We start from the raw sequence: 25,579 nt of genomic DNA on the forward strand, positions 1-25,579 counted from the left end.
CAGGTGAGGCACCCATGACCGTCACCACTGAGAAAGGCTCGGCCACAACGACGTCCGGGCCAAACGGGGCCGGCGCGCCCACCGACAAGCCGACCCATCAGGTCGCATTGACCTTCGAGGACGGCGTCACTCGCTTCATCACCTGCCGCGAGGACCAGACCGTCGCCGACGCATCGTATCGTTCGCGTATCAACATCCCGCTGGACTGCCGTGACGGTGCGTGCGGAACGTGCAAGGCGTTCTGCGAATCCGGCGAGTACGACGGCGGGACCTACATCGAGGATGCGTTGTCGGAGGCCGAATCCGCCGACGGGTACGCCCTGCCCTGCTGCATGAAGCCGCAGTCGGATCTCGTCTTGCAGATCGCCGCGACGTCGGACATCGCCAAGACCGCGGCCGGTGATTTCGCCGGCACCATGGTGAGCCTGGAACGGCTGTCGGAGTCGACCATGCGGGTCGGCATCGAGATCCCCAATCGTGGTGACTTGGCGTTCCTTCCGGGTCAGTACGTCAACATCGCGGTGCCCGGCACCGTCGACGATGACGGGAATCCCCTGCGCCGGTCGTATTCGTTCGCGAATGGTCCGCACGAGGAGCGCCTCATCTTCATGGTGAAGCTGACTCCCGGAGGCGCGATGTCGGAGTACCTGACCGATCGGGCCGCACGCGGCGACGAGATCACCTTCACCGGACCGCACGGCTCGTTCTTCCTGCGTGAGGCCACTCGGCCGGTGTTGTTGCTGGCCGGCGGGACCGGTCTCGCACCGATCTTGTCGATGTTGCGAAAGATGCACGACGACAGCACCTCCCGCAAGGTGCACCTGATCTACGGGGTGTCCACCGACACCGATCTCGTCGCCTTGGACGAGATCGAGTACTTCGCAAGGGAATTGCCCGGATTCACCTGGGATCATTGCGTGTCGGACCCGAAGAGCACCGCGGCCAACAAGGGTTACGTGATGTCGCTCATCACGCCGGAGCATCTCTACGACGGTGATGTCGCCATCTACCTGTGCGGTCCCCCGCCCATGGTGGAATCGGTGCGCTCCCACGTGTCCGACGCCGGGATCGAACCCGTCGGCTTCTACTACGAGAAGTTCGCACTGGCGGTACCGGCGAAGTCCGCCGCCTCCGCGGCGGGCGAGGAGGACGCCGGCATCGTTGCCGCTGCACCTGTCGAGATCACCGACGAAGCGGTGCTCGAGGCCGGCGATGCCCGCGCGATTGCCGGACAGGAAGTGTTGCCGCCGAGCTCGCTTGGGTCGTTGCCGGGTGGCTCCGACCACCTCGACGATGCTGGTGCGATCGGACGCATTGCCGGACAACAGGTCTGGACCGACGGCGGCAACGGAATCGGCCTCGACGCCGACGACGGTGCGATCGTGCCCGTCGGCGGAGCGCGGGCCATCGCCGGACAGACCGTGTTCGCGGGTGAGTCGATCGAGCCCGTGGTCGGCGAATCGGCAGCGGTGGCGCCCTCGACTGTGGACGACCCTGTGGCAGAACCTTCTGCGCCGCAGATGGATTCCCCTGCGGCGCCGACGGTCACCGATCAGGGTTACGAGATCGGCGAGGAGCATCCGGGGATCTACGAGTCCGACGCGTTGTTCGAGGCACGCGCCGCACTCGAACTCGGAGCGCTGGAGTTGACCTTCGGCAGACTGACCACCGGCCAACTCGCCGGCTATCAGCTTCTCGCCGAGGCGACCCTCCCCTACGTGAAGGGCGACTCGTTCGTCGATGCGGCCGAGTACACCGAGACCAATGCCGCATTCCACGATTACCTGTTCTCGCTGACCGGAAATGAGCATCTACTCGCCGCGTACACGGCTCTGGGTGTCAAGGGCCGCATGGGTGAGGTGCTGCGGAACGCCACCTGGTGCCACCCGCTGTGCGCGCAGGATCATGTGGATATCGTCGACGCCTTCGCCTCGGGCAACCGGGACAAGGCACGCGGACTCATCGCCGCCCACGCCGACCGGTCGAAGCAGACCATGCGGCGGGCGATGGCCGACGAGATGTCGTCCAAACGGCCCAAGTTCATCACGCCGGGCCGATTCGCCGGCAAGGTCGTCGTGGTGACGGGCGCCGCTCAGGGTATCGGTGCACAGACGGCACGCCGCATCGCCGCCGAAGGCGGCAAGCTGGTGTGCGCCGACCGATCCGACCTCGTCGGCGAGTTGGTCTCCGACGTCACCGAACTCGGTGGCCGGGCCGTGGAGGCCATCGCGGACCTGGAGTCCTATTCCGGTGCCGCATCGGTGGTGACGAAGGCCATCGAGACCTACGGCCGCGTCGATGTGTTGATCAACAATGTCGGTGGCGCGATCAACTTCAAACCGTTCGTCGAGTTCAGCGACGACGAGATCCGCGCCGAGATCGACCGGTCGTTGATGACCACGCTGTACGCCTGCCGCGCGGTTCTGCCGTCGATGGTGGAACACGGCTCGGGCGTCATCGTGAACGTGTCGTCGGCGGCGACCCGCGGTATCAACCGGATTCCGTACTCGGCGGCCAAGGGCGGTATCAACGCGATCACCGCCTCCCTCGCCATGGAGTACGCCGACAACGGGATTCGAGTATGCGCAACCGCGCCGGGTGGCACCGAGGCACCGCCGCGGAGAATCTCCCGCGGCACGCCGACCCCCACCGGAGAGACCGAGCAGCAATGGTTCGACGCCCACATCGAGCAAACCGTCGCCTCGTCACTGATGAAGCGCTACGGCACCCTCGACGAACAGGCCGCGGCCATCTGCTTCCTCGCCTCCGACGAGGCGTCCTACATCACCGGCAGCGTGCTGCCGGTGGCCGGCGGAGACCTGGGATAGTCTGCCACGCTCCATAATTCAATAGCGGCATCACCGCCGGACGGCATACGTCCGGCGGTGATGCCGTCTTGAAGCACCGCCACCCCGCCGACATCCCTCACCCTCACTGACAGCGCTCATCCCTTCGTTGACAGCGCTCTGAATTACGTTGACAGCGCTCTGATTTCCGTTGACAGCGCTTTGATAAGGGTCGAGCCAACCCCTCTCCCGCCGGTCGAGCAGACCTTCCGCGAGTCGAGGGGCCCCAGCCCGCCGGCCGAGCCAACCCCATCCGCCGGCCGAACCGCCCCGGAGCGATAGCCGCCGCGTTGAGTTCCGTCGAAACGGAGGGTCGCGTCCGCCGGGCCGAGCTTGTCGAGGTCAGACCACGCAAGGCAACTCTGTTATGGAACCAGCACCACCACAACAGGTCTCGGTGCTCGTCGCTAGCGCTCCTTACACCTCGACCACCGGTGACACCGGTCGAGCCGACCCATCCCGCCGGTCGAGCCGACCCGGAGCGCTAGCGGAGGGTCGTGTCGAGACCAGGTGAGGAGAGGCTGGAACCCCCACCACCACAACATCTCCCACGAACGTGTCGCCCCATACCACACCCCACCGACAAGATAATCGCGCCGACAACACGTTATCCACAGACCAAAAGTTATGCACAGCAACAGGATTCGGAAAGCCGGCCCTTGCGCCGACCGCCAACGAGGCGTATTGTGGTGTACATGACATCGGGGGAACTTGACATCACCATCGACTTGTTGTCGGAACTCGACTTCACCACCGGCAGCCTCACCCACGAGGATGCAAAAAGTGCGCTGCACGCCATCCTGCTGATCCGCAATCTGGTCGATCACCACGCCAGTGTGCTTGTCGGACTCTGTGATCACCTGAAGGTCGCAGAGAAGGAGGGCCGCAAACTCCACGAGTTGTTGCACGAGTGGGGTGTCGCCCCGGCTTCCGCGTCCCGCATGATCCGACTGGGCACCACACCCGACATCGACCGCGTGCACCGCCACACCTCACTGGGCACACTGTCCGCCGAACACGCCGACGCCATCGTGAGAGGATTGACGCACATCGAGAAGCGATCTGGACAACCTGTCACCGCCGAAGAACGCGACGCACACAGCATTGCCCTGCTCGGGCATGCCACCGCCGGTTTCACCCCCGCCGAGATCCGTGACTACGCCAAGAGTCGCGGGAACCAGCAGGCCGACGACACCGACGGTTTACCGGCCGGCGAGGACCGTTCCATCAACACTCTGGACTTCCGGGATTCTGACGACGGACGCCTCACCGTCACCGGCAACCTGCATGCCGTGCTCGGTGAGAAGTTGAAGACCGCGATCGAAGTCCTGTCGGCGCCACGGCCCCAGCCCGACGGGTCCCGCGATCCGCGCACCGCAGGTCAGATGCGTGCCGACGCCCTGGAGAACATCCTCGACACCGCAGCCCGCGCCGCCAGAGGTGAGCATCGCGATGACGACGGACCACGTATGCCCACCGAACTGATCAACCTCACCATCCCCACCGGCACACCCTCCATGGCATCCCTGCAGTTCATGGGATCGGTCACCGAAGCCACCGCCCGCAAACTGTGCTGCGACGCCACCGTCGGCGTCATGATCGTCAGCAAAGACGAAGTACCCCTGTCGCTCGGACGCACCATCCGGTTGTTCAACCGGGCCCAACGACGAGCGTTGACGCACCGGGATAAGGGGTGCATCAAGTGCGGTGCACCCGCCTCACGCTGCCAGGCGCACCACATCGTGCATTGGATCGACGGCGGCGAAACCTGTTTGGAGAACGGCGCTTTGCTCTGCACAGCCTGTCATGACGATGTCCACCATAACGGATGGGACGTCGTCATGGGAGCCGACCACCACCCGTGGTTGATCCCACCGGAAAGTGTTGACCCACAACGCAGGTGGTTGCGGTCCTATCACCGCAGGACCATGACCTTGGATGGATTGCCGGGTGCGGCATGAGGATTCGAGTTCCAGCCTTACCTTGCGAGGTCTCCTTGCGTTGAGCTCCGTCGAAACGACACGGACTCCGCTAGCGCTCCGTCTGGCTCAACCAGCGGGCAAGGTGGCTCGACCACTGGAGTAAGGGCTCGACCAACGGGCAAAGGGGCTCGGCCAGCGGGGACGCGTCCCCATCGCCGGTTGCGGGGTAGCAACCAGCGACGTGACCCAGCAGCCCTGCCTCACCGATAGATAACAGACCAACCAACCCGCACCCGGCCTGCCGGGACCGCATCGGTACCTTGACAATTCCACAGTGACAACGGCCATGGGGTTCTCGAGCCGACGATGAGCAGCAAAGATGGAGGTGCTGCGGCAATCGGATCCGAACCCCACATTCCTCTCGAACGCCTACCATGGAGCGATGATCATCGAGGCCAGCTGCATCGGTCGCGATGACGAGATCGGCGAGATCCTGCAACGCACCGATGGCCTCACCGATCCGGCGTTTCTGGTGATCACCGGGCCGCCGGGCGTCGGCAAGAGCACCGTGCTCCGTCGCGTCGCCGCACGTGCTGAATCCGAGCATCTCCCCCTACGTGTTCTCGACGACGCCGACGGGATCGACTCCGATTCGATACGCGAACTCGGAACCGATACCGCCGGGAATCCACTGCTTGTCGTGATCGCGGTGACCACCCACACCCCGGCCACGATGGCACTGCTCGCCGATACGATCGCTCTCGACGGGCTGCCCCGTCACGCCATCGCAGAACTCGCAGCGTCACGCGGCATCGTCGTCCACCCCACAGTGCTCGAACGGCTCGCCGACCACACGGCCGGCAACGCGCGAGACGTCATCGCCCTGTTCGGAGAGCTACCCAACAGCGCGTGGTCGCGGGCCGATCTGGCACTGCCTGCCCCGCGCTATATCGTCGACGATGTCCGGACCAGGCTGCAGCAGGTCCCAGCTGCCGCCGGAGAACTCATTCAGGCGATCTGCATCCTGGATGACGGCGACTCCCTGGGAGCAGCAATCCAATTGGCACACATCGACGATGCCATGGCCGCTCTCGATGATGCACTGAACAGCGGCCTGATTCAGACAACCGCCGCACTGACACCCGCCGACGCCCGACCCCGGCCGACCAATCCACTCATCCGGACGGCGGTGCTGCAGGTCATGGGCATTCGACGAGTCGGCGAGATGCACAGTCGCGCAGCCGACCTCATCGAGGACCCGGTCCGCAGTCTCGGACACCGGGTGGCGGCAACCCCTGTCCCCGACGCGGAACTCGCCGATCAACTCGACGCCCTTGCCAGAACCCGTGCCGCCGATGGTGAATGGGCAGCGGCGGCCGACCTGTACCGACAGGCCGGCCGCCTCACCTCCGACCGACTGCAGAGTGAACTACGGACCACACTGTCGGTGGACGCGTTGCTCGCTGCCGGCGACTGCGTCGGCGCGGCCGCCCTCGTCCCGACCGTGGAAAGTCTCCGCGAAACCGCGCTGCGCAACGCCACCCTGGCCTACCTCGCGATCCTGCGCGGTCGTTCCGCCGAGGCCGCCCTCCGACTCGAACGTGCCTGGGGCATCGTCAACTTCGAACGCGAACCAGAGGTTGCAGCGCTCATCGCGCAGCGCTACGTCCTGCACAACCTGGTGCGTTGCCGTGGCGACGAGCTCGTCGACTGGGCCGACCGCGCGATCGGGATGGCCGGCGACACCTCGTCGGCGGGTATCGAGGCGGCAGCCATCCGCGGTCTCGGCCAGGCATGGTCGGGTGATCCGGACGCCGCACTCACCTCCTACACCGAACTGGCCGAGCGGGTGCGATTCGGCCCGCAGGCGCAACGCGTCACCATGGGGCGCGGGTGGCTGGAACTGGGCATCGATGAGGTCGGCGGAGCGCGGAGCGACCTCGAAACCGCGGTCTCCATGGCCCAACTCGGCGGTTCCAATCGCATTTCCCTCTGGGCGCTCGGATGGCTCGCCCGAGTCCAACTCCTCACCGGCGACTGGGATTCGGCACTCATCACCGTCGACCAAGGACGCGATCTCGCCCGCAAGGGCGGCATCGAACTCGCCACACCACTGCTCAACTGGACCGCGGCACACATCCACGCGATGCGAGGCGATCGGGAACGCGCCGAATTCCACATCACCGCAGCAACATTGCCCGCCGGTGACTACGAGATCATGCGTATCCCCCTCCTGTTGGCCCGAGCCCACGTCGCCGAGTCCGACGCCGACTACGGCCGGGTGATTCGCATCCTCGAACCGCTTCGGCAGATGGCGCACACGACACCGGCACTGGTGCAGCCCGGCTGGTGGCCATGGGTGGATGTGCTGGCCAACGCCCTGGTCATCGACGGGCAACTCGACGCCGCCGACGCGCTCCTGCACCCATTCGAGGAACTCACCGCGAAACGCAAACACCGGTCCGCGGCCGCTCGAATCGGCTATGCGCGTGGGCGATACCTCGGCGCCACCGGCGACATCCATGCCGCGCGGCGCGCCTTCGACGAGTCGCTCGAACTACTCGACGGACTCCCACTCCGATACGACCTCGCCCGGGTCAACTTCGCCTACGGACAGACGCTACGACGCGCCGGCAAACGGCGCGCCGCCGACACCGTGATGGGCAACGCCCGCGAAATCTTCCAATCCCTGTGCGCCACAACGTATGTCGACAGGTGTGATCGCGAGCTCAAGGCCGGCGGCCTCAGCACCACCCGCAGCGCCACCACCCGAACCGACGCCGACGCGACCGATCTCACCCCGCAGGAGGAGGCGGTCACCGCGCTGGTCGCCCGCGGACTGTCGAACCGGGAGGTGGCCGCCGAACTCTACATCTCCCCGAAGACGGTGCAGTACCACCTCACCCGGATCTACGCCAAGCTCGGACTGCGATCCCGCGCCGAGCTGGCCGCCTCACGGTCCTGACCGCTCAGACCCTCGGCGGTCCGATCAACCACCGGCGCACCGGTTTTCGATTCCACCGTGGCGAAGTCCACACCCGGGGCGAGTTCGACGACGTCGAATCCCGTTCCGGTGACGTCGAACACGCCGAGGTCGGTGATCACACGACTGACCACCGACCGCCCGGTCAGCGGCAACGAGCACTCGGCGACCAGCTTGGGATCACCCTTCTTGCTCACATGCTCCATCAGCACGATCACCTGACCGGCACCGTTGACCAGATCCATCGCGCCGCCGATACCCTTGACCATCGCGCCGGGCACCATCCAGTTCGCCAGGTCGCCACCCGCCGACACCTGCATCCCGCCCAGGACGGCGACGTCGACGTGACCGCCACGGATCATGGAAAAGCTGGTGGCCGAATCGAAGTACGACGCGCCGGGGAGCACCGACACCGTCTGCTTGCCGGCGTTGATGAGGTCCGGATCGACCTGATCGTCGTAAGGGAACGGACCCACACCGAGGATGCCGTTCTCGGCGTGCAGCACGATGTCGGAATCGTCGGGCATGTGATCGGGAATGAGCGTCGGCAGACCGATACCCAGGTTGACGTAGTCGCCGGGCCGCAGTTCGCGCGATGCGCGGGCGGCCATCTCGTTGCGGGTCCAGGTCATGATGTTCTCCTCGAACGTGGTGATGGATCGTGGGTGAATCGGCGGCGCACTCAGACGAGCGCGGCGGCCTCGTCCGGCCGCTGCCGGATGGTGCGGTGCTCGATCCCCTTGTCGGAGGCCTGCTCCGGGGTGAGCTCGACGATCCGCTTGACGAAGATCCCGGGCAGGTGGATCTGATCGGGACCCAGTTCACCGACCTCGACGACCTTCTCCGCCTCGACGATGGTGACCCGTCCCGACATCGCGGCCGGCGGGTTGAAGTTGCGGGCGGCGGCATGGAAACAGCAGTTGCCGGCCTTGTCGACGACGGCGGCACGCACCAACGCGAAGTCGGTGACGATGGACTCCTCGAGCACCATCTCCTGGCCGTGGAAGGTCCGCACCTCCTTGGGCGGCGATGCGAGCGCGACGGAACCGTCGGCGTGATACCGCCACGGCAGCCCACCCTCGGCGACCAGGGTTCCGACTCCGGTCGGCGTGAAGAACGCGCCGATGCCGCTGCCGCCGGCGCGCATCCGCTCGGCGAGCGTGCCCTGCGGGGTGAGTTCGACGGTCACCTCACCGGCGAGGAACTGCCGGCCGAACTCCTTGTTCTCCCCGATGTAGGAGGCGATCACCTTGTCGATTCGCCGGGCCTCCAACAGAAGTCCGAGTCCGGCACCGTCGACGCCGCAGTTGTTGGAGACGATGGTGAGCTCTCCGGCACCCTGCGCGAGCAGTGCGTCGATGAGGAACTTCGGGATACCCGACAATCCGAATCCGCCGACGGCGATGCTTGCGCCGGCGGGGATGTCGGCGACCGCGTCGGCGGCCGATGCGGCTACTTTGTCGAGGCTCATGAGTTCTCCAGGTGTTCGATGAGGGCGGGGGTGATGGTGTCGGGCTGTTCGGCATTGGCCAGGTGGGCGGCGTCGTCGACGACGAGCAGCTTCGCGTCCGGAACGGAATCGGCGATGGCGGCCAGCATCTCCGGCGGGGTGGCCGGGTCGTCGGCACCGGCGATGGCCAGGGTCGCCGCGGTGATGGCGGAGATGTCGGCCCGCTGATCCATCGTGGCGATCGCCTCGCAGCATCCGGCGTAGCCTTCACTCGGTGTTGCGGCGATCATCTCCCGGAAATGATCCAACCGATCCGAGTTCGCGTCGTCGGCAAGGAATCCGGGGCTGAACCAGCGGGTCAGCACGGCGTCGGCCACCGCGCCGGAACCGCCGGCGCGAACGGTGGCGGCGCGGTCGGTCCACCCCGTCGCCGGCGGCAGATACGCTGCGGTGCAAAGCAATCCGATCCGGTTGACCCGGTCCGGGTTGCGTACGGCCAGTCGCATGGCGGTCATCCCGCCGAGCGACAGCCCGACCACGTGAGCGGAGGCGACACCGAGGCGATCGAGCAGGGCGATCACGTCGTCGGCGAGGTCGTCGATCGAGTAGGGTCCGGCCGGCACCGGCGAGGCGCCGTGTCCGCGGGTGTCGTAGCGAACGACCCGAAAGTGCTTCTCCAACTCGGGAAGCTGCGCATCCCACATCCGGTGGTCGGACCCCAGCGAATTCGAGAGCACCACCACGGGGGCGTCGTCGCGACCGCTGACGTAGGCGGCGACCTCGACGGCGCTCATCGGATCACCTCGAATACTGCGGCCAGTCCCTGTCCGCCGCCGATGCACATGGTCTCGAGGACGTGGCGGGCGTCGCGGCGCTGCGCCTCGTAGGCGGCGGTGGCCAGGATGCGGCCGCCGGTGGCGCCGATCGGGTGACCGAGCGAGATGCCGGATCCGTTGGGGTTGAGGCGTTCGTCGGTGGGATCGACCTTCCACTCGGCGAGCACGGCGAGCACCTGTGCGGCGAAGGCCTCGTTGAGTTCGATGAGGTCGATCTCGTCGAGGGTCAGCCCGGCGCGACCCAGGGCGGCGGCGGTGGCGCCGACCGGGCCGATGCCCATCTCCTCGGGTGCGCAGCCGGTGACCGCCCACGACTTGAGTGCGAGAAGTGGTGTCAGACCGGACTTCTCGGCCGCGGATCGAGTGGCGACGACACACATGGCGGCGCCGTCGTTCTGTCCGGACGCATTGCCGGCAGTGACGGTGGACTCGGGGTCGAGCTTCCCCCGGATGGGTCGGAGCTTGGTCATCGATTCGATGCTCGCGTCGGCGCGGGGATGCTCGTCGCGGTCCACGACGGTGTCGGGCTTGCCGCGCCGACCGGGGATGGTGACGGGCACGATCTCGTCGTCGAAACGTCCTGCCTGCTGGGCGGCGACGGCACGCTGATGCGACTGCACCGCGAGTTCATCCTGTTCGGCCCGGCTGATCGAGTACTTCCGACGCAGGTTCTCGGCGGTCTCGATCATGCCACCCGCGATCGGGTGGGAGGTGCCGCCGGCGGTGAGCCGGCCACGGTCGAGGCGATCCATCAGTTCCACCCCGCCCTGGCGCACCCCGGTGCGCAGGCCGAGTGCATAGTGTTCGACGTTCGACATCGATTCGGCACCACCGGCGATGACGAGATCCGCGCCACCCGAGGCGATCTGCGATGCGCCGTTGAGTATGGCCTGCAGACCTGATCCGCAGCGTCGGTCGACCTGCATTCCCGGGACCCCGATGCCGAGGCCGGCGTCGAGGGCGGCGATCCGCCCGATGGCCGGGGCTTCACCGTTCGAGTATCCCTGGCCGAGGATGACGTCGTCGACGTCGCCCTCGCCGAGGCCGGTGCGTCCGACCAGTTCACGCAGCAGGGTGGTGGCAAGGTCGGTGACCGTCAGCGCGGCCAGCGAACCGCCCATGCGACCCACCGGGGTACGCAGCGGCGAACAGATGACGACATCGGTGCCTGAACTCATACCTCGACGTTATGACCCGCATCTCATATTGGGAAGTATCCATTTCGCTTACATTGATATGCTCTGAGTCTCAATAGGCGTATTCTTGCAGCTCATGGAGCTTCGTCACCTGCGCTACTTCCGCGCCGTCGCGGAGGAGCTGCACTTCGGGCGCGCCGCCGCACGGCTGCACATCGCACAACCCCCACTGTCGCAGCAGATCCGCCAACTCGAGGACGAACTCGGGGTGAACCTGCTCATCCGCTCCACCCGACGGGTGGAACTCACCCCGGCCGGCGCGGCCTACCTGCCCCGGGTGGTCGCGATTCTCGAGGCCGTCGACGCGGCCGGCGATCAAGCCCGGCGCGTCGCCGACGGCCTCGAAGGTCACCTGACCATCGGCTGCGTGGGATCGGCGACGTACTCGCTGCTCCCACGTCTCGTCCGTGCACTGCGCGACGAACTCCCCGGCGTCGAGGTCAGCGTGCGCGGCGAGATGTTGGCCCCGGATCTGCTGAGCGCGTTGCGCGATGCACGCATCGACCTCGCGCTGCTCCGCCCGCCGATCACCGAGCCGGACATGGTGATCGAGCCGATCCGCTCCGATCACCTGATCGTCGCACTGCCCGACAGCCACCCGCTCGCCGACCGGGACGCGCTCACCCTCGCCGACCTCACCGACGATGACCTCATCGCACATGCCGGGCATGGCCGGTCGGTGATGAACTCGGTGATCGCAGGGCTCTTCGCCGACGCCGGCATCGTGCCACGCATCCGGCACGAGGTGGCCGAGACCTCCACGCTGGTCACCCTGGTCGCCGCCGGGCTGGGCGTGGCCATCGTGCCGGCACCCACGGCCGCTCTCGACATCGCCGGGGTCCGCTACGCCGACCTCGTCCCGCATGCCGCCATCGATCTGGTGGCAGCCCGGCCGGCCGATGCCGACTCCCCGATCGTCGATCAGGTACTCACGGTGCTGCATCGCATTGCGCCGCAACCAGAGTGAATCGCATCGCCGTTCTCGCACCCGGAAACTCAGTACCCAAGGAACGCATCGGTGTGGACGCGCCAGAACTTCCACCGGGTCGACGGGTCGGCGCGCCGGATGGTCGCCGCGGTGCGGTCGACGAACTGGGGATTGCCCGACAGGAGATAGTGCGCATCGCGCGACGACAACGCCGGACCGACGAGATCGGTCAGACGCCCCGGATCGGTGATCCCCGACGTCAGCTCGACCGCGGGTGAGACCTCCACCCGGGCACCGGCCGCGCGGATGACGGCGAGGTCGTCGTCGTAGACGGACCGTTCGGTAACGCTGACGACGTGGATGACGGTCAGCCACGACAGATCCCGGGCCTCACCCGCGGTCAGACTCCGCAGCATCGCCCGATACGGTGTGATGCCGATACCGGAGGCCAGCAGCACCATCGGGTGGGTGCCGAGCCGGCGTGGAAGTACGAAGTCACCGCCGGTGGCGTCGAGGTGGAGGCGGCCGCCGCCGGCAGTGACCAACTCCGACTTGAACGACGACATCGACGTGGAGGCCACCGTGAAGGCGAACTCGCCCGGGTTCTCCCCCGGCGCCGAGGCGTTGGAGAACACCCGGCGCGTCCGGTGCCACAGTGGCGCCGACCAGCGCGGGGCACTGAGCATCGCCCACTGGCCGGGCCGGAACGCCAACGGCGACGACGCCTGTGCGCGTATCCGGTAGGTGTTCGCCGCGATCGGCTCGACGGTGGTGTCCAAGCGCACCCGCCCGGCGCCACGCTGGGCGAGCAGCCGCACCGCGAAGGCGTACAGGCACCCCACCGCGAGCGCGATCTGCGGTACGAACTCCAGGGTGTAGGAATCGGTGATCTCGAAGGTCTGCTGCCAATTCATCAGCACCGCAACGATGATCGCGTACACCGCACGATGGATGCGGGTGGTCGGCGCGGTGAGCGGCTCGGGCAACATGATCGCGGCGAGGAACAGGGTCGGCGCGGACACGAATACGAACTGCAGATCCTGACCACCCTGCGTCGCCTCCAGTACACCGACGGTGGCCAGCGTCGCCACCAGGAAAACCCCGACGAGCCACCATTCGCGGAGCACGGTCACCAGCACCGCTCCGATGATCACCATCGGCCAGAACAGCGGTTCGGCGGCGATCCACCAGAACGGTGAACTCAGCGGCACCCCACCGAGACTCGCGCCCGCGTAGGCGACGGCGTAGGACACCACGGCCCCGGCGACCGCCGGGTTGATGATCAGTCGCCGTCGCCAGACGAGGACGTACTTGCTGATCGCGGCCGCCGCCGCGGCGATCACCACCGACACCGCGGACGCGGTGTCGGTGACCCCGGGCATCAGGAAGAACAGGATGAGCCCGGTGATCGCCCACGAATCCGCGTTCGGCGGTACGCGCACGATGGCCGCACACAGGTAGGTCACCACTCCGCTGACCACCAGCGAGGTCATCAGCGTCGACGCCAGTTCTGGTGGCGTATAGGAGAAGTCGTCGTCGACGGCTCCGACGACGAATGCCGCGACGGCCAAGGCGAGCAATGCCAGCAGCACCGCACGGTGCATCGTGAGCCATCGGGGCGTCAGGCGGGTCACAGGTAGAGCTCCAATCCGGGAATCCTGGTGTGGTCGACCGTTCCATTGCTGCGAATGGTCACGTGCTTCGGGATGCGGGTGGGGATGTCATTGCGCTCCAACCGGAATCCCGCGATATCGCTGCCCACACTGAGCGTGGCAGCGGCCGGACCGGGGATGGCCGGCTCGCCACAACCCGCCAATCGGCGTGCCGCGGTGAAGAACAGCGCCGTGGCCAGTCCGTCGGCGGTCATCGCATCCGGCGCGTAGACCCAGGTGGCGAGCACATCGTCGGTGGGCCGGGCGGTACGGGGATCGACGATGTGGTGCCAGTCCGCCCACGTCCGCCGATTCGACGCCGAACCACACAGCGCACCACCGGCCAATGCGACCACACCGATCGCCTTGGTCGGGTCGAGGGGATGTTCGAGGGCGATGCGCACCGGTTCGTCGCGCGGCGAGATCACCATGTCGCCGCCGGCGTCGACGATGTAGCGATCGAGGCCGTCGGCGATGATGGCCGCCACCCGGTCCACCGCGAATCCCTTGCCGGCCGCGCCGACATCCACCACAGCGGGAGTTCGAACGTCGAGATATGTTCCATCCCAACCGATCACGTCATCCCAATCCGGAGCCGCGGCCATCGCCGCCGCCGGGGTGAGGGAGTACTGCGCGTCGTATCCGGCGTCGTCGAGGATCTGCCGGACCAGCGGGGTCACCGAGCCCTCGGTGACCGTGTAGAGCTCGCGGTAGAAGTCCAGCAGCGCCCGGTCCTCGGCGGCGACGGTGTATCGGCCGGATGTGCGCGCCATCTCGGCAACGGTGGAGTCGGCGCGGAACCGTGACCAGTACCGGTCGATGCGGTCGAGTTCGGCGACGACGAGGTCGCGGCGGTGGGCGTCGAGGGGAACATCGGTGGTGATCTCCCACCGGGTTCCGAGCGCCTCGAACGCCCACTCGCACTCAGCCGGCGGCTTGGGTCTTGATCTGGGCGATGGCATCGTTGAAGCCACCCGAGGTGAGCGACGATCCGGAAACCTTGCTGACGTCGAGGTCGTCGATGTTCTTGCCGACCACCTCGGCGTCGATCCCGCTGGCGAACTTCTGCTGGAATTCCGCGGAGGTACCCCGGGTCTGACTGCGATCGAGCTCGACGGCGGTGATCGTGGAATCGTCGAGGGTGACCGTCACGCCGATCTGCTGCTCACCACCGGGAGTGGTGTAGTGACCGGTGGCGGTGTAGGTGCCGTTGCGATACTCCCCCGTTGTGGCGCCCGGGTCCGATGCGGTGCCCGATGCGCCCGCCGCCTCCGAGGCCGCCGCGCCGGTGGTGGTGTCGGAGGCGGAGCTGTCGTCACTGCCGCAGGCGGCCGTCGCCAGTCCGACGGCGGCGACCGCGGCCACCACGCCCGCCGCGCGGGTCATGGTGAGGATCTCATCTTTGCGGACCATGGTCCGGATTGCTGGGGTCATGGCTCCCCATCTTGGAGAAAACGGACCCGCTTCGCCTCCCCCGAGGAGATATTTTTAGCTGGTCCTAAGAAAGCTCGCAGCAATCTCCCCGGCCCGGCCTCACCGTCCGGCCGCCTCCACCCGCGCGGCGATGGCGTTGACGAAGACCGACCTGATGTCGTCCGCGGTGGTCGCCACATAGGTGGTACCCCCGGTGGCGTCGGCGATCTGCTTGAGCGCGTCGGTGTCGGCGTCGTCGCTGATGGCGATGGTCAGGATCAGCACCGGCCGGGCCGGGTCCTCGAGCTCCTTGAGCTGCGAGAGCAAGTCGTCGAGGCTGATGCTGTCGCGGTCGTCGTTCTGTCCGTCGGTCATGATGATGACGCTGTTGGAGTAGTTCGGGTCGTAGGTGTCCTGGACCTGCTTGAACGCGGCGAGCGTGGTGTCGTACAGGCCGGTGCCGCCGCCGAGGTTGTCCGGCGCCAGACCCGCCTTCACCGCGGCGGCGAGCACGTCACGGTGCGTGCGTCCGTTGTCGGCGGGGGCGTCGAGCCGCTTGATGGCCGCGAGCTGTTCCCAGTCCTGGCCGTCGGGTCCACGGTCGACCGAGAACGCCCACCCACCGATCATGGCGTTGTTCGGGAAGAGGGTGAGTCCGGTCAGCGACGCCTCGGTGAGCAACTCGGCTCGCGTCGAGGAACCGGATCCGGCCGATTCCTCCATCGAGCCGGACACGTCCTGGACGACGAGTGTCCGGATCGGCACGCCGAGCACCTGCCATTGCCGCAGCGCCTTGTCGACGGCGGCCGGGTCACGCAGCGTCAGCACAGTCACCGGCTGACCGGTGCCGTACGGGTGTTCCCCGGGCGCAGCCCGCCCGCCCGGCTCACGGAAACCGGCCTGAGCCAACGGTTCCCCGGCGTTTCCGGCGATCGCCGACGCCAACTCCTTGCCCGCGGCGTCGGCCGCGGCACCGCGCGCGGTGGGGGCGGTGTTGACCAGCGGGTAGTCGAGGAGGACGGTGCCGTCGGCCGGGATCGCGAACTTCAGGTCCGACCCCTGATGCGTCCGCATGAACAGAATGTACTGCTGTTCGGTGGTCACCACCGGCACGTCGGAGGTGTTCGCGAGGTTCAGTCGCATACCCTCGCTGTCGTTGACCGTGCGAAAATTGTTCTGCTGCACCGCCAATGTGGTCATGGCGTTGACCAGTTCCGGTTGGGTCAGCTTGCCGGCATCCACTTCGGCGAGGGCCCCGACGATCGGCGCGTCACCCGTGCTGGTGACGATCGGGCTGCCGGTGCGCAGATCCGGCAGCGTCATCACCTGCTGCCAGCCGGTCAGTTCCGGGAGTTTCTTGCCGACGACGACCGTCGGGGTGGACACCAGCGACTCGGAAGTCAGGTTCAGATCCTGGCGCACCTGCGTGGACACCCGGCGGGCCTGGGTCTGCGAATCCGGCACCCACAGGTCGGGGCGTTGATCGCCACTGGTCAGCACGCCCGGGGCGTCGGCACCGGACACCGCGTTGACGGTGTAGTCGTAGCAGCCCTGCGCCGAGACCGTGGCGGCGGCTTCCCGCAGCGAGGCGGCGATCGTCGGATCCGCGGCGACCGTGACACGTTGCCGGTCATCGCATTCCGACGAGCCGACGGTGCGCCAGATGATCACACCCGCCACCAGCGCCGCGATCACCACGAGCGCACCCAGCCCCCACAGCCATGCGCCCCGATGGGAGGACTTCACCTCACGATGGTCGAAGCCGAACGAGTCGCCCGGCTTCGCCGCAGGGGTCGGCCCGGTGACGGGAGGCGGATCGACCCGCCGGCGAGGACCGGTCGAGTTCTCACCCGAATCGGAGTCAGCGGATTCCGAACTGTGCCGGCCCATACGTCATATCCCCCTGAGGATGTGGAAATCGCCCGCTGAGTGTAGCGGGACGCTCAGGCGAACACCTCGCGGAATCGGTCCAGTGACTTGTGCAGGTCACCGGACACCGCCATCGCGGTGGCCTTGCCTATCGGGCCCAGCAACGGCAGCCCACCGAGTTCGACGGTGAAGGTGATGGTCGACCCCGTCGCGGTCGAGGCGATCGCGAGGTCGAGGGTGGACTTCACCCCGCCCTTGCCGGAACCCTTGAGCCGCACCTCCTTGCCCTCGACGAACCGGTCGATCACCCAGTCGAAACGCACCCGCGTGCCCTTGACCTTGACGACGGAGCTCACCGCGGTGCCCTTGCGCAGTTCGTGCGGGGCAGGCAGGGCGCTGCGCCAGCCGTCGTGCAGGATCAGCCACTCGTCGAACCGCGACAGGTCCGACGCGGCGGTCCAGGTATCCTCCGGTGACAGCTCGACCTCGATGGAGTCACTCGTTTTGGCCATGGTGCGAAAGCCTACTGGAGAGTCAGTCCGAGGCGATCACGTGCACCCGGGCCTCACCCTCACCACGGCGCCGGTCGACGTCGTCGCGATGTCCTTGCTGGATGCGCTGCTGGTCGGTCACGGTGTCACCGTCCGGATCACCGAGGTCGAGGCGTATGCGGGACCACGGGATCCGGCGTCACACGCGTACGTGCGGACTCCCCGATCGGAGATCATGTATGGGCCGGCCGGACGGCTGTATGTCTACCGCATCCACGGTCATCACTGCGCGAATGTGGTGACCGGCCCTGACGGGGAGGCGTCGGCCGTGCTCGTGCGCGCGGGAGAGGTGATCGCCGGGTTCGACGTGGCGCGGGAACGTCGGGGTGGCGTCGCCGATGCCGCCCTGGCCCGCGGGCCGGGCAATCTGGCCCGCGCACTGGGTATCACCGCCGCCGACCTCGGTGCCGATCTGGGTGGCCCGGAGCCGGTCGCGCTGCGGTTTCCTGCGCAGCCGGTCTCCGCGGCGCGGCTGCACAGCGGACCCCGTGTGGGGGTCCGCCGCGCCGCCGATGTCGCGTGGCGATTCTGGATCGCCGACGATCCGACGGTGTCGGCCTATCGCCGACATCCGCGGGCGCAGTGAGCGGGCTACTTCGGCTGCTCGCCCGAGGTGTTCGGATCGGCAGGCTTCGGGGCATCGGCAGGCTTCGGGGCATCGGCAGGCTTGGGGGCATCCGGGGCGCCGACGGCCTTGCGGGCGGCGTCCTGCGCCTTGTCGACTTGCGATGCGTACTTTCCGCCGGTCGCCTTGTCGATGGCGTCGCCACCCTTGTCGATCAGGCTCGGGTTTCCCCTGAGTGCGGCCTTGGCCTTGTCGACCAGTCCCTTGAGATCCATCAGATCACTCCTTGATCGTCGAGTCGTGCACGGCGGCCACCGAGTGTAGGTCGTGATGGTGTCCGCCGCCATCGGACACGATGATTCGGGGCATGACCCGCGACACGATCTCCACGCAGACGATGCCGACCGCCGCGGCGATGAACGCCACACTGTTCATCTGCCAGTTCGAGGAGTCGAGTTTGAACATGGTCTGCGTCCACGGCCAGGCGAAGATGATCACGTAGGCGCCCACCGACACCGCGAGCAGCAGCAGCTTCCACCAGGTATAGGGGCGCGCGACGACGGCCAGCACGTAGAGCGCGACCGCGATGAGACAGATCAACGTCGCGGTGGCGGCCTGGGTCTGCGCCGGAGGGAGATCGACGCCGTCACCGCCCAGCGTCACGCCCTTACCGCCGGGATTGACGATCACGTAGGTGATGAAGGCACACAGCCCGACGATGATGCCGTTCGGAACCGCTTGCCGCAAAACACGTTTGACGAAACCGGTGCGGGCCCGCTCGTTGTTGGGGGCGAGCGAGAGGATGAACGCGGGAATGCCGATGGTGAACCACGCCGAGATGGTGACGTGGATGGGCTGGAACGGATAGCTGAGCGAATCGAAGCCGAAGATCTTGCCGGCCAGTCCGGCGACGCCGACGAACAAGGCGAGCAGCACCGCGTACACCGTCTTGGTGAGGAACAGGTTGGAGACCCGCTCGATGTTGCCGATCACCCGGCGACCCTCACCCACCACGTAGGGCAGGGTGGCGAACTTGTTGTCCAGCAACACGATCTGTGCCACTGACCGGGCCGCCGAGCTACCCGATCCCATCGCCACCCCGATGTCGGCATCCTTGAGCGCGAGGACGTCGTTGACGCCGTCACCGGTCATCGCCACGGTGTCGTCACGCGACTGCAGCGCGGCGACCATCGCCCGCTTCTGGTCGGGGCGCACCCGCCCGAAGATCACCCCGTTCTCGACGACGTCGGCCAGCGCGTCGATGTCGGTGGGCAGGGTCCGCGCGTCGACGGCGGCGTCCGGTGATCCGAGGCCGAGGGACTGCGCGACGGCGCCCACCGAACGGGCATTGTCGCCGGAGATGACCTTGACATCGACGTGCTGGGAGGCGAAGTAGTCGAGGGTGGCGCGGGCGTCGTCGCGCACCCGCTGTTCGAGGACCACCAGCGCCGTGGGGACCAGGGTGCCCGGGACGTTCGCGCCGTCGGCGGGGGTGGTGTCGACGGGGACGTCGGTGTGGCCGAGCAGCAGCACCCGCAGTCCCGACTCACCGATCTCGGAGGCCTGCCGGGCCGGGGCACTGTCGGGATCGAGCAGTACATCGGGGGCACCGAGAATCCAGTTGCCCCGATCGGCGCCGGTGGCGTCGACGAACGACATCCCGCTCCACTTCTTGGCGGAGGTGAACGGTTCGATCGCACTCAGCTGCCAGTCGGGTGCACTCGGGTAGGCCTCGGCGAGCGCCGCCACGCTGGCGTTGGGGCTGCGGTCGGTGGCGGCCAGCGCCGCGAGCACCTGCTCGGCGCGGGAGGTGTCCCAGCCCGAGCCGGCGTCGGCGGCGGTGTCATCCGGCAGGCCCCGTACCTCCGACAGCCGCATCCCGTTCTCGGTGAGGGTGCCGGTCTTGTCCGCGCAGACCACGTTGACGCGGGCGAGCCCTTCGATCGCGGGCAGTTCGTTGACCAGGCATTGGCGTCGGCCCAGTCGCACCACGCCGACCGCGAAGGCGATCGAGGTCATCAGCACCAGCCCCTCGGGCACCATCGGGACGAGCGCGGCGACCATGCCCAGAAGCGAGGCGCGCCATCCGTTCTGGCTGATGAACACCTGGTTGATGATGGTCAGGATGCCGGCCGGGATCAGCAGCCAGGTGATCACCTTGAGGATCTGGTCGATGCCGGAGCGCAGTTCGGAGGACACCAGGGTGAACTTCGACGCCTCGGCGGCGAGTTGCGCGGCATACGCGTCGGCGCCCACCTTGGTGGCCCGGTAGGCACCGGACCCGGAGACGACGAAACTGCCGGAGAGGATCTTGTCGCCGGGGAATTTGTCGATCGCGTCGGCCTCACCTGTGAGCAGGGATTCGTCGACATCGAGGGCGAGGGATTCGACGACCTCACCGTCGACGACGATCTGATCACCCGCGCCGACCTCGATGATGTCGTCGAGCACCACCTCACCGGGGACGAGTTCGGCGACGACCCCGTCGCGGCGCACCTTCGGGTGGGTCTGCCCGACGATGGCGAGACGATCGAGGGTGCGTTTGGCGCGGATCTCCTGGATGATGCCGATTCCGCTGTTGGCGACGATGAGCAGCCCGAACAGTCCGTTGATGAACGAGCCGGTGGCCGCGACGAGGGCGAACAGCACCCCGAGGATCGCGTTGATGCGGGTGAACACGTTGGCGCGGACGATGTCGCCGACGCTGCGGCCGGATCGGTCCGGCATGGTGTTGACCTGACCGGCCGCGACGCGCTGGGCGACCTCGTCGGCGGACAGCCCACCGATGTGCGCCCGGTCGCCGGGCGCGGTTTTCGTCAGCTTCACGCGGAGCGCTCCCACCACTGCGGGTCGGTGAGCCCGGTGCCCTGGCGGTGGGTCAGATCGATCGAGCCACCCGGCTGCGGCACCATCACCGTCGTCGCGTTGCGGCCGGCGGCGGGCAGCAGCCGCACGATCGGGTCGGCCCACGCATGCCGGGCCAGCGAGAAGGTTCCCCAGTGGATCGGCAACATCACCGCGTCGGTGCCGGCGGACCCGGACACCATCCGGTGGATGGCGACGGCCTCCTCGGGGTCGACGTGCACGTCCGGCCACAGCGGATCGTAGGCGCCGACGGCGATCAGGGTGAGATCGAAGGGACCGAGCCGGTCCCCGAGGTCGGCGAACCGCTCGGTGTAGCCGGTGTCGCCGGAGAAGAAGACGCGGTGGGTGGGTCCGACGATCGCCCAACTCGCCCATTGGGTGAGGTCGCGGGTGAACATGCGTCCGGAGAAATGCCGGGCCGGTCCGCAGACGAAACGCACGGTGGTTCCGGTGCGGCCGGTCAGCGTGACGGCGCCCCACAGATCGGCCTGCCGGATGCGGCCGTGGGAGATGCCCCAGGCGTGCAGGTGCGCTGCCACCCCGAGCGGCGCGACGAACACCGCGTCGGGCTGCGCGGCGGCGATCCCGACGACGGTGGCCATGTCGAGATGGTCGTAGTGGTCGTGACTGATCAGGACGACGTCGAGCGCGGGCAGATCCGCCACGGTGACCGGGGACGGATGCATGCGGGCCGGACCGACCGTCTGACTCGGCGAGCACCGCTTGGAGAACACCGGGTCGGTGAGGACGCGCATGCCGTCGACCTCGACGAGGACCGAGGCGTGTCCGAGCCAGGTGGCGGCCAACGCCCGCGGGTCGTCGGCGAACACCGGTCGCTCGACCCGGATCCCGGCTCCGGGGCGACCCGGGCGGCGGGCCATGTCGACCATCGTCTTCCAGTCCGGGGCCACGCCCGCGGTAGGCGGCTCGAGGTTGGTGAAGGCGACCCCGTTGAAGTTGGGTGAGGCGACCACGAGGGGCCGGATGCTGTCGGGATCGGCGCCGATGGCGCGGGCCGAGGCGAGCCCGGCCGACGCGAGCCCGCCGACGGCGGCACCGACCGCGCGGACACCGAGGGCACCCGCGGAACTCATCGCTCGTCCGAGCGCGTCCGCCGGAGTCCATTCGATGGGCGTCGTCACGAGAACCAGCGTAGGACATCTCCTCGCGTCGTCCCCTCATGACGACACACCGACGCGCCCCAGGCTTCCGCTTGCTAATATTCTCGCCTGCACTCACCGACGATCCCGCCGGTGCGCATGCGAGCAAGGAAGCGAACACCACGTTGGCACGGATGTCGGTGACCGAGCGCCGCGCAGCGCTCGTCGAGGCCGCCTATCGGGTGATCGCCGACCACGGCGTCGAGGGTGCGACGACCCGCCGGATCTGCGCCCACGCCGACATGCCGTTGGCGAGTTTCCACTACGCCTTCGAGTCGCGCACCGCGCTGCTGTGCGCGGTGATGGAGACCGCCGTCCCCACCGACATCGGCCAGATGTTGCGGATCATCCAGGCCACCGGTGACGTCGGCAGCGGGTCGACGCTCGCGTTGATGGAAACCACCATGCGCACCCAACTCGACGCGTTCTACTCGATGCTCAAGGCCGACCCGGGACGCCTGCAGGCGACGATCTCGCTGGGGATCTACGCCCACAACCACCCCGAACTGCAACGCGACGGCAAACGGATGTACGAGACCCTGTACGCGGTCGCCGCCGAGGGCCTCGCCCATTCCGCGCGGCAGGCGGGCATCCGCTGGTCCCATCCCACCAGTGAGATCGCGCCGGTGATGGTCGGGTCGCTCATCTCGATCACCCTGATCTACCTGAGCACGGCCGACGACGCCGTCGTCGGCACCCTGATGGACTACCTGGTGCGACAGACCATGGCCTATGCCGTCGCCGACTGAGATGGGTCCGGAGCGGCCCGGGTTGTGGCGGCGTGATCCGGCCGCCTACTGGGAGGGTTTCTCCGACGCCGTCGACGCCGCCGGCCTCGACAGCCCGGTGATCGCGGTCGACGTCGCGGCCCTCGAACACAATGTGGCCGATCTGCTGCGCCGCGCCGGTGGCGTCCCGATCCGGTTGGCGAGCAAGTCGCTGCGGGTCCGGTCGGTCATCGCCGACATCGTCGGTCGCCCCGGATTCGCCGGCGTCCTCGCCTACGACATCGACGAAGCACGGTGGCTGGCAACCGAATCCGGAATCGATGACGTCCTGATGGGATATCCGACGCTGCGCCGCGGAGCCCTCGCGGAGTTTCTCGCCGATGACGTCGCCACCACCCGGGTCACCGTCCTGGTCGACTCGGTGTCACACCTCGACGCGATCGACGCCGTCGCCGCACCCGGCACCCGGCCGTCGGTGCGGGTGGCCGTCGACCTCGACGCCTCGCTGCGGCTGGGCCGGCGCATCCACATCGGGGTGCGCCGCTCCCCTGTTCACGACCTCGACGAGGCACTGGCCCTCGGCCGTCACATCGCCGAGCGGCCCGGCTTCGATCTGGTCGGGGTGATGTCGTACGAGGCGCAGGTCGCCGGTGTCGGCAATGCGGTCGACGGCAAACCCCTCACCAATCGGATCGTCCAGGCGATGCAGCGGGCGTCGATGGCCGAGATCCGGCGTCGCCGTGGCCGGGTCGTCGCCGCGCTGCGCGACGTCGCCGACCTGGCGATCATCAATGCCGGCGGCACCGGATCGTTGGAGGCCACCGCACGCGATCAGTCGATCACCGACATCGCCGCCGGCAGTGGGGTGTTCGGCGGGCATCTGTTCGACACCTACCGGCATTTTCATCCGGCGCCGGCGATGACCTTCGGCCTCGACGTCGTGCGGGTCCCCGCCCCGGGCTTCGTGACGTGCGCCGGGGGTGGCTGGATCGCGTCGGGCCCGCCCGGTCCGGATCGTCTGCCCCGGCCGGTGTGGCCCCCCGGGCTGGAGTACGTGGGCACCGAGGCGGCCGGCGAGGTGCAGACCCCGCTGCACGGGCCAGGCACCTCGGCGCTGACCATCGGTGATCGGGTCTGGTTCCGGCACACCAAGTCCGGCGAGATCTGCGAACGATCGGCCCGCGTCGCGATGATCACCCGAGACGCATCGGGCACCGCCACCGTCGACGCCGTGGTCCCCACCTACCGCGGAGAAGGGAAGTGTTTTCTGTGACGAGGTCGGATACGCGCGGGTCTGCACACGCTCCCGCCACCTGGCGCAACGGGGGCGGCACCGTGGAGTGCGTGCCGTCGTCGGTGCAGCGACCGACCGGCGTCGAGGAGGTCGCCGCCCTCGTCGCCCGCGCCGCCGATGAGGGTTCGACGGTGAAAGCCGTTGGCGCCGGGCACAGTTTCTCGCCGGTGGCGCTCGCCCCCGGGATGCAGCTGGACATGTCGGGGATGCGTGGGCTCGTCGCCGTCGACGCCGAGACCCGCCGGGTGACCCTGCGGGCCGGAACACATCTGCACGAGCTCCACGGGCTCCTCGCCGATCGCGGACTGGCGATGACCAACCTCGGCGACGTGGACCGCCAGACCATATCCGGGGCGACCTCCACCGGTACCCACGGAACGGGCGGCCGCTTCGGCGGCATCAGCACTCAGATCACCTCCGCCACACTGGTTTCCGGAACCGGTGAGGTGATCACGGTCGATGCCGGCGATCCCGATCTGGGCGCCGTCGCCCTCGGCCTGGGCGCGCTGGGCATCGTCGTCGAACTCACCCTGCAGTGCGTCCCCGCCTTCTCCATCCGCGCGCAGGAATATCCCCTCGATGTCGACGACGCGATCGACGGTTTCCTCGATCGCGTCGCCTCCCAGGATCATCACGAGTTCTACTGGTTTCCGCACACCCGCTGCACGCTGGCCAAGAGCAACACCCGACTCGACGGTCGGGTCGAACGATCCGGCGCCGGGTCGGTGCGCCGGTACATCGACGACGAACTGTTGTCCAATGGGGCATTTCGGGTGATGTGCGCGATGGGTGCGCGGGTGCCCGCGGTGGTACCGACCCTGAGCCAGGTGTCCGGTCGGGTGCTGTCGGCGCGCACCTTCACCGACCGGAGCGACAAGGTGTTCATCTCCTCACGCACCGTCCGGTTCCGCGAGATGGAGTACGCCCTGCCTCTCGAGGCGGTCCCGGAAGCGCTGCGGGAGGTGCGGACGATGATCGAGCGCACCGGATATCGGGTCAGCTTCCCCATCGAGGTGCGCGCGGCCGCCGCCGATGACCTGATGCTGTCCACGGCGTCGGGTCGGGCGAGCGGCTACATCGCGGTGCACCGCTATCACGGCGACGACGCCGCCGACTCCGCGGCGTACTTCGCCGACGTCGAGGCCATCATGGTCGCCCACGGCGGCCGACCGCACTGGGGCAAGATGCATATCCGCGACGCGGAGTACCTGCGGTCGGTGTATCCGCGATTCGATGAATTCATCGCTGTGCGAGAGCGATTCGATCCGCATCGGGTGTTCGCCAATCCGTATCTCGAGCGGGTTCTGGGCGGCTGACTGGC

General features: G+C 67.7%; 20 protein-coding genes. 8 read left to right on the plus strand and 12 right to left on the minus strand.

Annotation, left to right across the window (positions count from 1 at the left end):
* Positions 1–14 precede the first annotated feature (14 nt).
* The 3 genes from benC to ABLE92_RS03200 all read left to right on the plus strand — a co-directional run bounded on the left by benC (position 15) and on the right by ABLE92_RS03200 (position 7,733).
* Positions 15–2,828: a benzoate 1,2-dioxygenase electron transfer component BenC gene (benC, locus tag ABLE92_RS03190; protein ID WP_348803116.1), complete on the plus strand. Its 2,814-nt coding sequence runs from the start codon at positions 15–17 to the stop codon at positions 2,826–2,828.
* Between the two features lie 713 nt (positions 2,829–3,541).
* Complete coding sequence (locus ABLE92_RS03195) at positions 3,542–4,807, plus strand: HNH endonuclease (RefSeq protein ID WP_348803117.1); 1,266 nt, start codon at positions 3,542–3,544, stop codon at positions 4,805–4,807.
* Between the two features lie 403 nt (positions 4,808–5,210).
* Complete coding sequence (locus ABLE92_RS03200) at positions 5,211–7,733, plus strand: helix-turn-helix transcriptional regulator (RefSeq protein ID WP_348803118.1); 2,523 nt, start codon at positions 5,211–5,213, stop codon at positions 7,731–7,733.
* Here ABLE92_RS03200 and ABLE92_RS03205 read toward each other — a convergent pair.
* From ABLE92_RS03205 to ABLE92_RS03220, 4 genes are read right to left on the minus strand one after another with little or no spacing between them, the layout of a single operon-like run.
* Positions 7,679–8,383, minus strand: a complete 705-nt coding sequence (locus tag ABLE92_RS03205; RefSeq protein WP_348803119.1) for a CoA transferase subunit B — start codon at positions 8,381–8,383, stop codon at positions 7,679–7,681. The genes ABLE92_RS03200 and ABLE92_RS03205 overlap by 55 nt on opposite strands.
* Before the next feature lie 50 nt (positions 8,384–8,433).
* Complete coding sequence (locus ABLE92_RS03210) at positions 8,434–9,222, minus strand: CoA transferase subunit A (RefSeq protein WP_348803121.1); 789 nt, start codon at positions 9,220–9,222, stop codon at positions 8,434–8,436.
* Entirely contained in the window at positions 9,219–9,995 is a 777-nt protein-coding gene (gene pcaD / locus ABLE92_RS03215; protein WP_348803123.1) for a 3-oxoadipate enol-lactonase, read from the minus strand. The genes ABLE92_RS03210 and pcaD overlap by 4 nt, the downstream gene beginning before the upstream one ends.
* A complete protein-coding gene (locus ABLE92_RS03220; RefSeq protein ID WP_348803124.1) occupies positions 9,992–11,215 on the minus strand; it encodes an acetyl-CoA C-acetyltransferase in 1,224 nt (407 codons plus the stop codon). Before ABLE92_RS03220 ends, pcaD begins: the two co-directional genes overlap by 4 nt.
* A 94-nt stretch (positions 11,216–11,309) precedes the next feature.
* Between ABLE92_RS03220 and ABLE92_RS03225 the strand changes: the two genes are divergently transcribed.
* Complete coding sequence (locus tag ABLE92_RS03225; protein ID WP_348803126.1) at positions 11,310–12,200, plus strand: LysR family transcriptional regulator; 891 nt, start codon at positions 11,310–11,312, stop codon at positions 12,198–12,200.
* 29 nt (positions 12,201–12,229) lie between these two features.
* On the opposite strand, the gene ABLE92_RS03230 is transcribed toward ABLE92_RS03225, so the two are convergent.
* The 5 genes from ABLE92_RS03230 to ABLE92_RS03250 all read right to left on the minus strand — a co-directional run bounded on the left by ABLE92_RS03230 (position 12,230) and on the right by ABLE92_RS03250 (position 17,607).
* On the minus strand, positions 12,230–13,765 hold the full coding sequence (locus ABLE92_RS03230; protein ID WP_348803219.1) for an FAD-dependent oxidoreductase: 1,536 nt from the start codon (positions 13,763–13,765) through the stop codon (positions 12,230–12,232).
* 26 nt (positions 13,766–13,791) lie between these two features.
* Positions 13,792–14,775, minus strand: a complete 984-nt coding sequence (locus tag ABLE92_RS03235; RefSeq protein ID WP_348803127.1) for an FAD:protein FMN transferase — start codon at positions 14,773–14,775, stop codon at positions 13,792–13,794.
* Positions 14,738–15,247: an FMN-binding protein gene (locus tag ABLE92_RS03240; protein WP_348803128.1), complete on the minus strand. Its 510-nt coding sequence runs from the start codon at positions 15,245–15,247 to the stop codon at positions 14,738–14,740. Before ABLE92_RS03240 ends, ABLE92_RS03235 begins: the two co-directional genes overlap by 38 nt.
* Positions 15,248–15,346: 99 nt before the next feature.
* A complete protein-coding gene (locus tag ABLE92_RS03245; RefSeq protein ID WP_348803129.1) occupies positions 15,347–17,116 on the minus strand; it encodes a VWA domain-containing protein in 1,770 nt (589 codons plus the stop codon).
* Between the two features lie 53 nt (positions 17,117–17,169).
* Positions 17,170–17,607 carry a type II toxin-antitoxin system Rv0910 family toxin gene (locus tag ABLE92_RS03250; RefSeq protein WP_348803131.1) on the minus strand — a complete coding sequence of 146 codons (438 nt, stop codon included), beginning with the start codon at positions 17,605–17,607 and terminating at the stop codon, positions 17,170–17,172.
* On the opposite strand from ABLE92_RS03250, the gene ABLE92_RS03255 reads away from it, so the two are divergent.
* Positions 17,585–18,232 carry a DNA-3-methyladenine glycosylase gene (locus ABLE92_RS03255; protein ID WP_348803133.1) on the plus strand — a complete coding sequence of 216 codons (648 nt, stop codon included), beginning with the start codon at positions 17,585–17,587 and terminating at the stop codon, positions 18,230–18,232. The genes ABLE92_RS03250 and ABLE92_RS03255 overlap by 23 nt on opposite strands.
* Positions 18,233–18,237: 5 nt before the next feature.
* Here ABLE92_RS03255 and ABLE92_RS03260 read toward each other — a convergent pair whose 3' ends face one another.
* The 3 genes from ABLE92_RS03260 to ABLE92_RS03270 are packed head-to-tail and all read right to left on the minus strand — an operon-like array spanning position 18,238 to position 22,218.
* On the minus strand, positions 18,238–18,486 hold the full coding sequence (locus ABLE92_RS03260; protein WP_348803134.1) for an antitoxin: 249 nt from the start codon (positions 18,484–18,486) through the stop codon (positions 18,238–18,240).
* Positions 18,487–18,490: 4 nt separating this feature from the next.
* The gene (locus ABLE92_RS03265) at positions 18,491–21,031 is read right to left on the minus strand and encodes an HAD-IC family P-type ATPase (RefSeq protein ID WP_496560763.1); all 2,541 of its coding nucleotides are present in this window, start codon (positions 21,029–21,031) and stop codon (positions 18,491–18,493) included.
* Positions 21,032–21,033: 2 nt separating this feature from the next.
* On the minus strand, positions 21,034–22,218 hold the full coding sequence (locus tag ABLE92_RS03270) for an MBL fold metallo-hydrolase (protein ID WP_348803136.1): 1,185 nt from the start codon (positions 22,216–22,218) through the stop codon (positions 21,034–21,036).
* Positions 22,219–22,370: 152 nt separating this feature from the next.
* On the opposite strand from ABLE92_RS03270, the gene ABLE92_RS03275 reads away from it, so the two are divergent.
* The 3 genes from ABLE92_RS03275 to ABLE92_RS03285 are packed head-to-tail and all read left to right on the plus strand — an operon-like array spanning position 22,371 to position 25,574.
* The gene (locus ABLE92_RS03275) at positions 22,371–22,985 is read left to right on the plus strand and encodes a TetR/AcrR family transcriptional regulator (protein ID WP_348803220.1); all 615 of its coding nucleotides are present in this window, start codon (positions 22,371–22,373) and stop codon (positions 22,983–22,985) included.
* Complete coding sequence (locus ABLE92_RS03280; protein WP_348803137.1) at positions 22,969–24,237, plus strand: alanine racemase; 1,269 nt, start codon at positions 22,969–22,971, stop codon at positions 24,235–24,237. The genes ABLE92_RS03275 and ABLE92_RS03280 overlap by 17 nt, the downstream gene beginning before the upstream one ends.
* Positions 24,234–25,574 (plus strand): D-arabinono-1,4-lactone oxidase, encoded by a 1,341-nt coding sequence (locus ABLE92_RS03285; RefSeq protein ID WP_348803138.1) that lies wholly within the window; start codon positions 24,234–24,236, stop codon positions 25,572–25,574. The genes ABLE92_RS03280 and ABLE92_RS03285 overlap by 4 nt, the downstream gene beginning before the upstream one ends.
* The last annotated feature ends 5 nt before the right edge of the window (positions 25,575–25,579 follow it).

It is taken from the genome of Gordonia oleivorans, assembly GCF_040044975.1.
Classification (GTDB): Bacteria; Actinomycetota; Actinomycetes; order Mycobacteriales; family Mycobacteriaceae; genus Gordonia; species Gordonia oleivorans.

Excerpts from the sequence above, each read along its gene's own strand:
- benC (WP_348803116.1), top strand. The coding sequence starts at position 15 with ATGACCGTCACCACTGAGAAAGGCTCGGCCACAACGACGTCCGGGCCA.
- ABLE92_RS03195 (WP_348803117.1), top strand. The coding sequence starts at position 3,542 with ATGACATCGGGGGAACTTGACATCACCATCGACTTGTTGTCGGAACTC.
- ABLE92_RS03200 (WP_348803118.1), top strand. The coding sequence starts at position 5,211 with ATGATCATCGAGGCCAGCTGCATCGGTCGCGATGACGAGATCGGCGAG.
- ABLE92_RS03205 (WP_348803119.1), bottom strand. The coding sequence starts at position 8,383 with ATGACCTGGACCCGCAACGAGATGGCCGCCCGCGCATCGCGCGAACTG.
- ABLE92_RS03210 (WP_348803121.1), bottom strand. The coding sequence starts at position 9,222 with ATGAGCCTCGACAAAGTAGCCGCATCGGCCGCCGACGCGGTCGCCGAC.
- pcaD (WP_348803123.1), bottom strand. The coding sequence starts at position 9,995 with ATGAGCGCCGTCGAGGTCGCCGCCTACGTCAGCGGTCGCGACGACGCC.
- ABLE92_RS03220 (WP_348803124.1), bottom strand. The coding sequence starts at position 11,215 with ATGAGTTCAGGCACCGATGTCGTCATCTGTTCGCCGCTGCGTACCCCG.
- ABLE92_RS03225 (WP_348803126.1), top strand. The coding sequence starts at position 11,310 with ATGGAGCTTCGTCACCTGCGCTACTTCCGCGCCGTCGCGGAGGAGCTG.
- ABLE92_RS03230 (WP_348803219.1), bottom strand. The coding sequence starts at position 13,765 with ATGCACCGTGCGGTGCTGCTGGCATTGCTCGCCTTGGCCGTCGCGGCA.
- ABLE92_RS03235 (WP_348803127.1), bottom strand. The coding sequence starts at position 14,775 with ATGCCATCGCCCAGATCAAGACCCAAGCCGCCGGCTGAGTGCGAGTGG.
- ABLE92_RS03240 (WP_348803128.1), bottom strand. The coding sequence starts at position 15,247 with ATGACCCCAGCAATCCGGACCATGGTCCGCAAAGATGAGATCCTCACC.
- ABLE92_RS03245 (WP_348803129.1), bottom strand. The coding sequence starts at position 17,116 with ATGGGCCGGCACAGTTCGGAATCCGCTGACTCCGATTCGGGTGAGAAC.
- ABLE92_RS03255 (WP_348803133.1), top strand. The coding sequence starts at position 17,585 with ATGGAGTCACTCGTTTTGGCCATGGTGCGAAAGCCTACTGGAGAGTCA.
- ABLE92_RS03250 (WP_348803131.1), bottom strand. The coding sequence starts at position 17,607 with ATGGCCAAAACGAGTGACTCCATCGAGGTCGAGCTGTCACCGGAGGAT.
- ABLE92_RS03260 (WP_348803134.1), bottom strand. The coding sequence starts at position 18,486 with ATGGATCTCAAGGGACTGGTCGACAAGGCCAAGGCCGCACTCAGGGGA.
- ABLE92_RS03275 (WP_348803220.1), top strand. The coding sequence starts at position 22,371 with ATGTCGGTGACCGAGCGCCGCGCAGCGCTCGTCGAGGCCGCCTATCGG.
- ABLE92_RS03280 (WP_348803137.1), top strand. The coding sequence starts at position 22,969 with ATGCCGTCGCCGACTGAGATGGGTCCGGAGCGGCCCGGGTTGTGGCGG.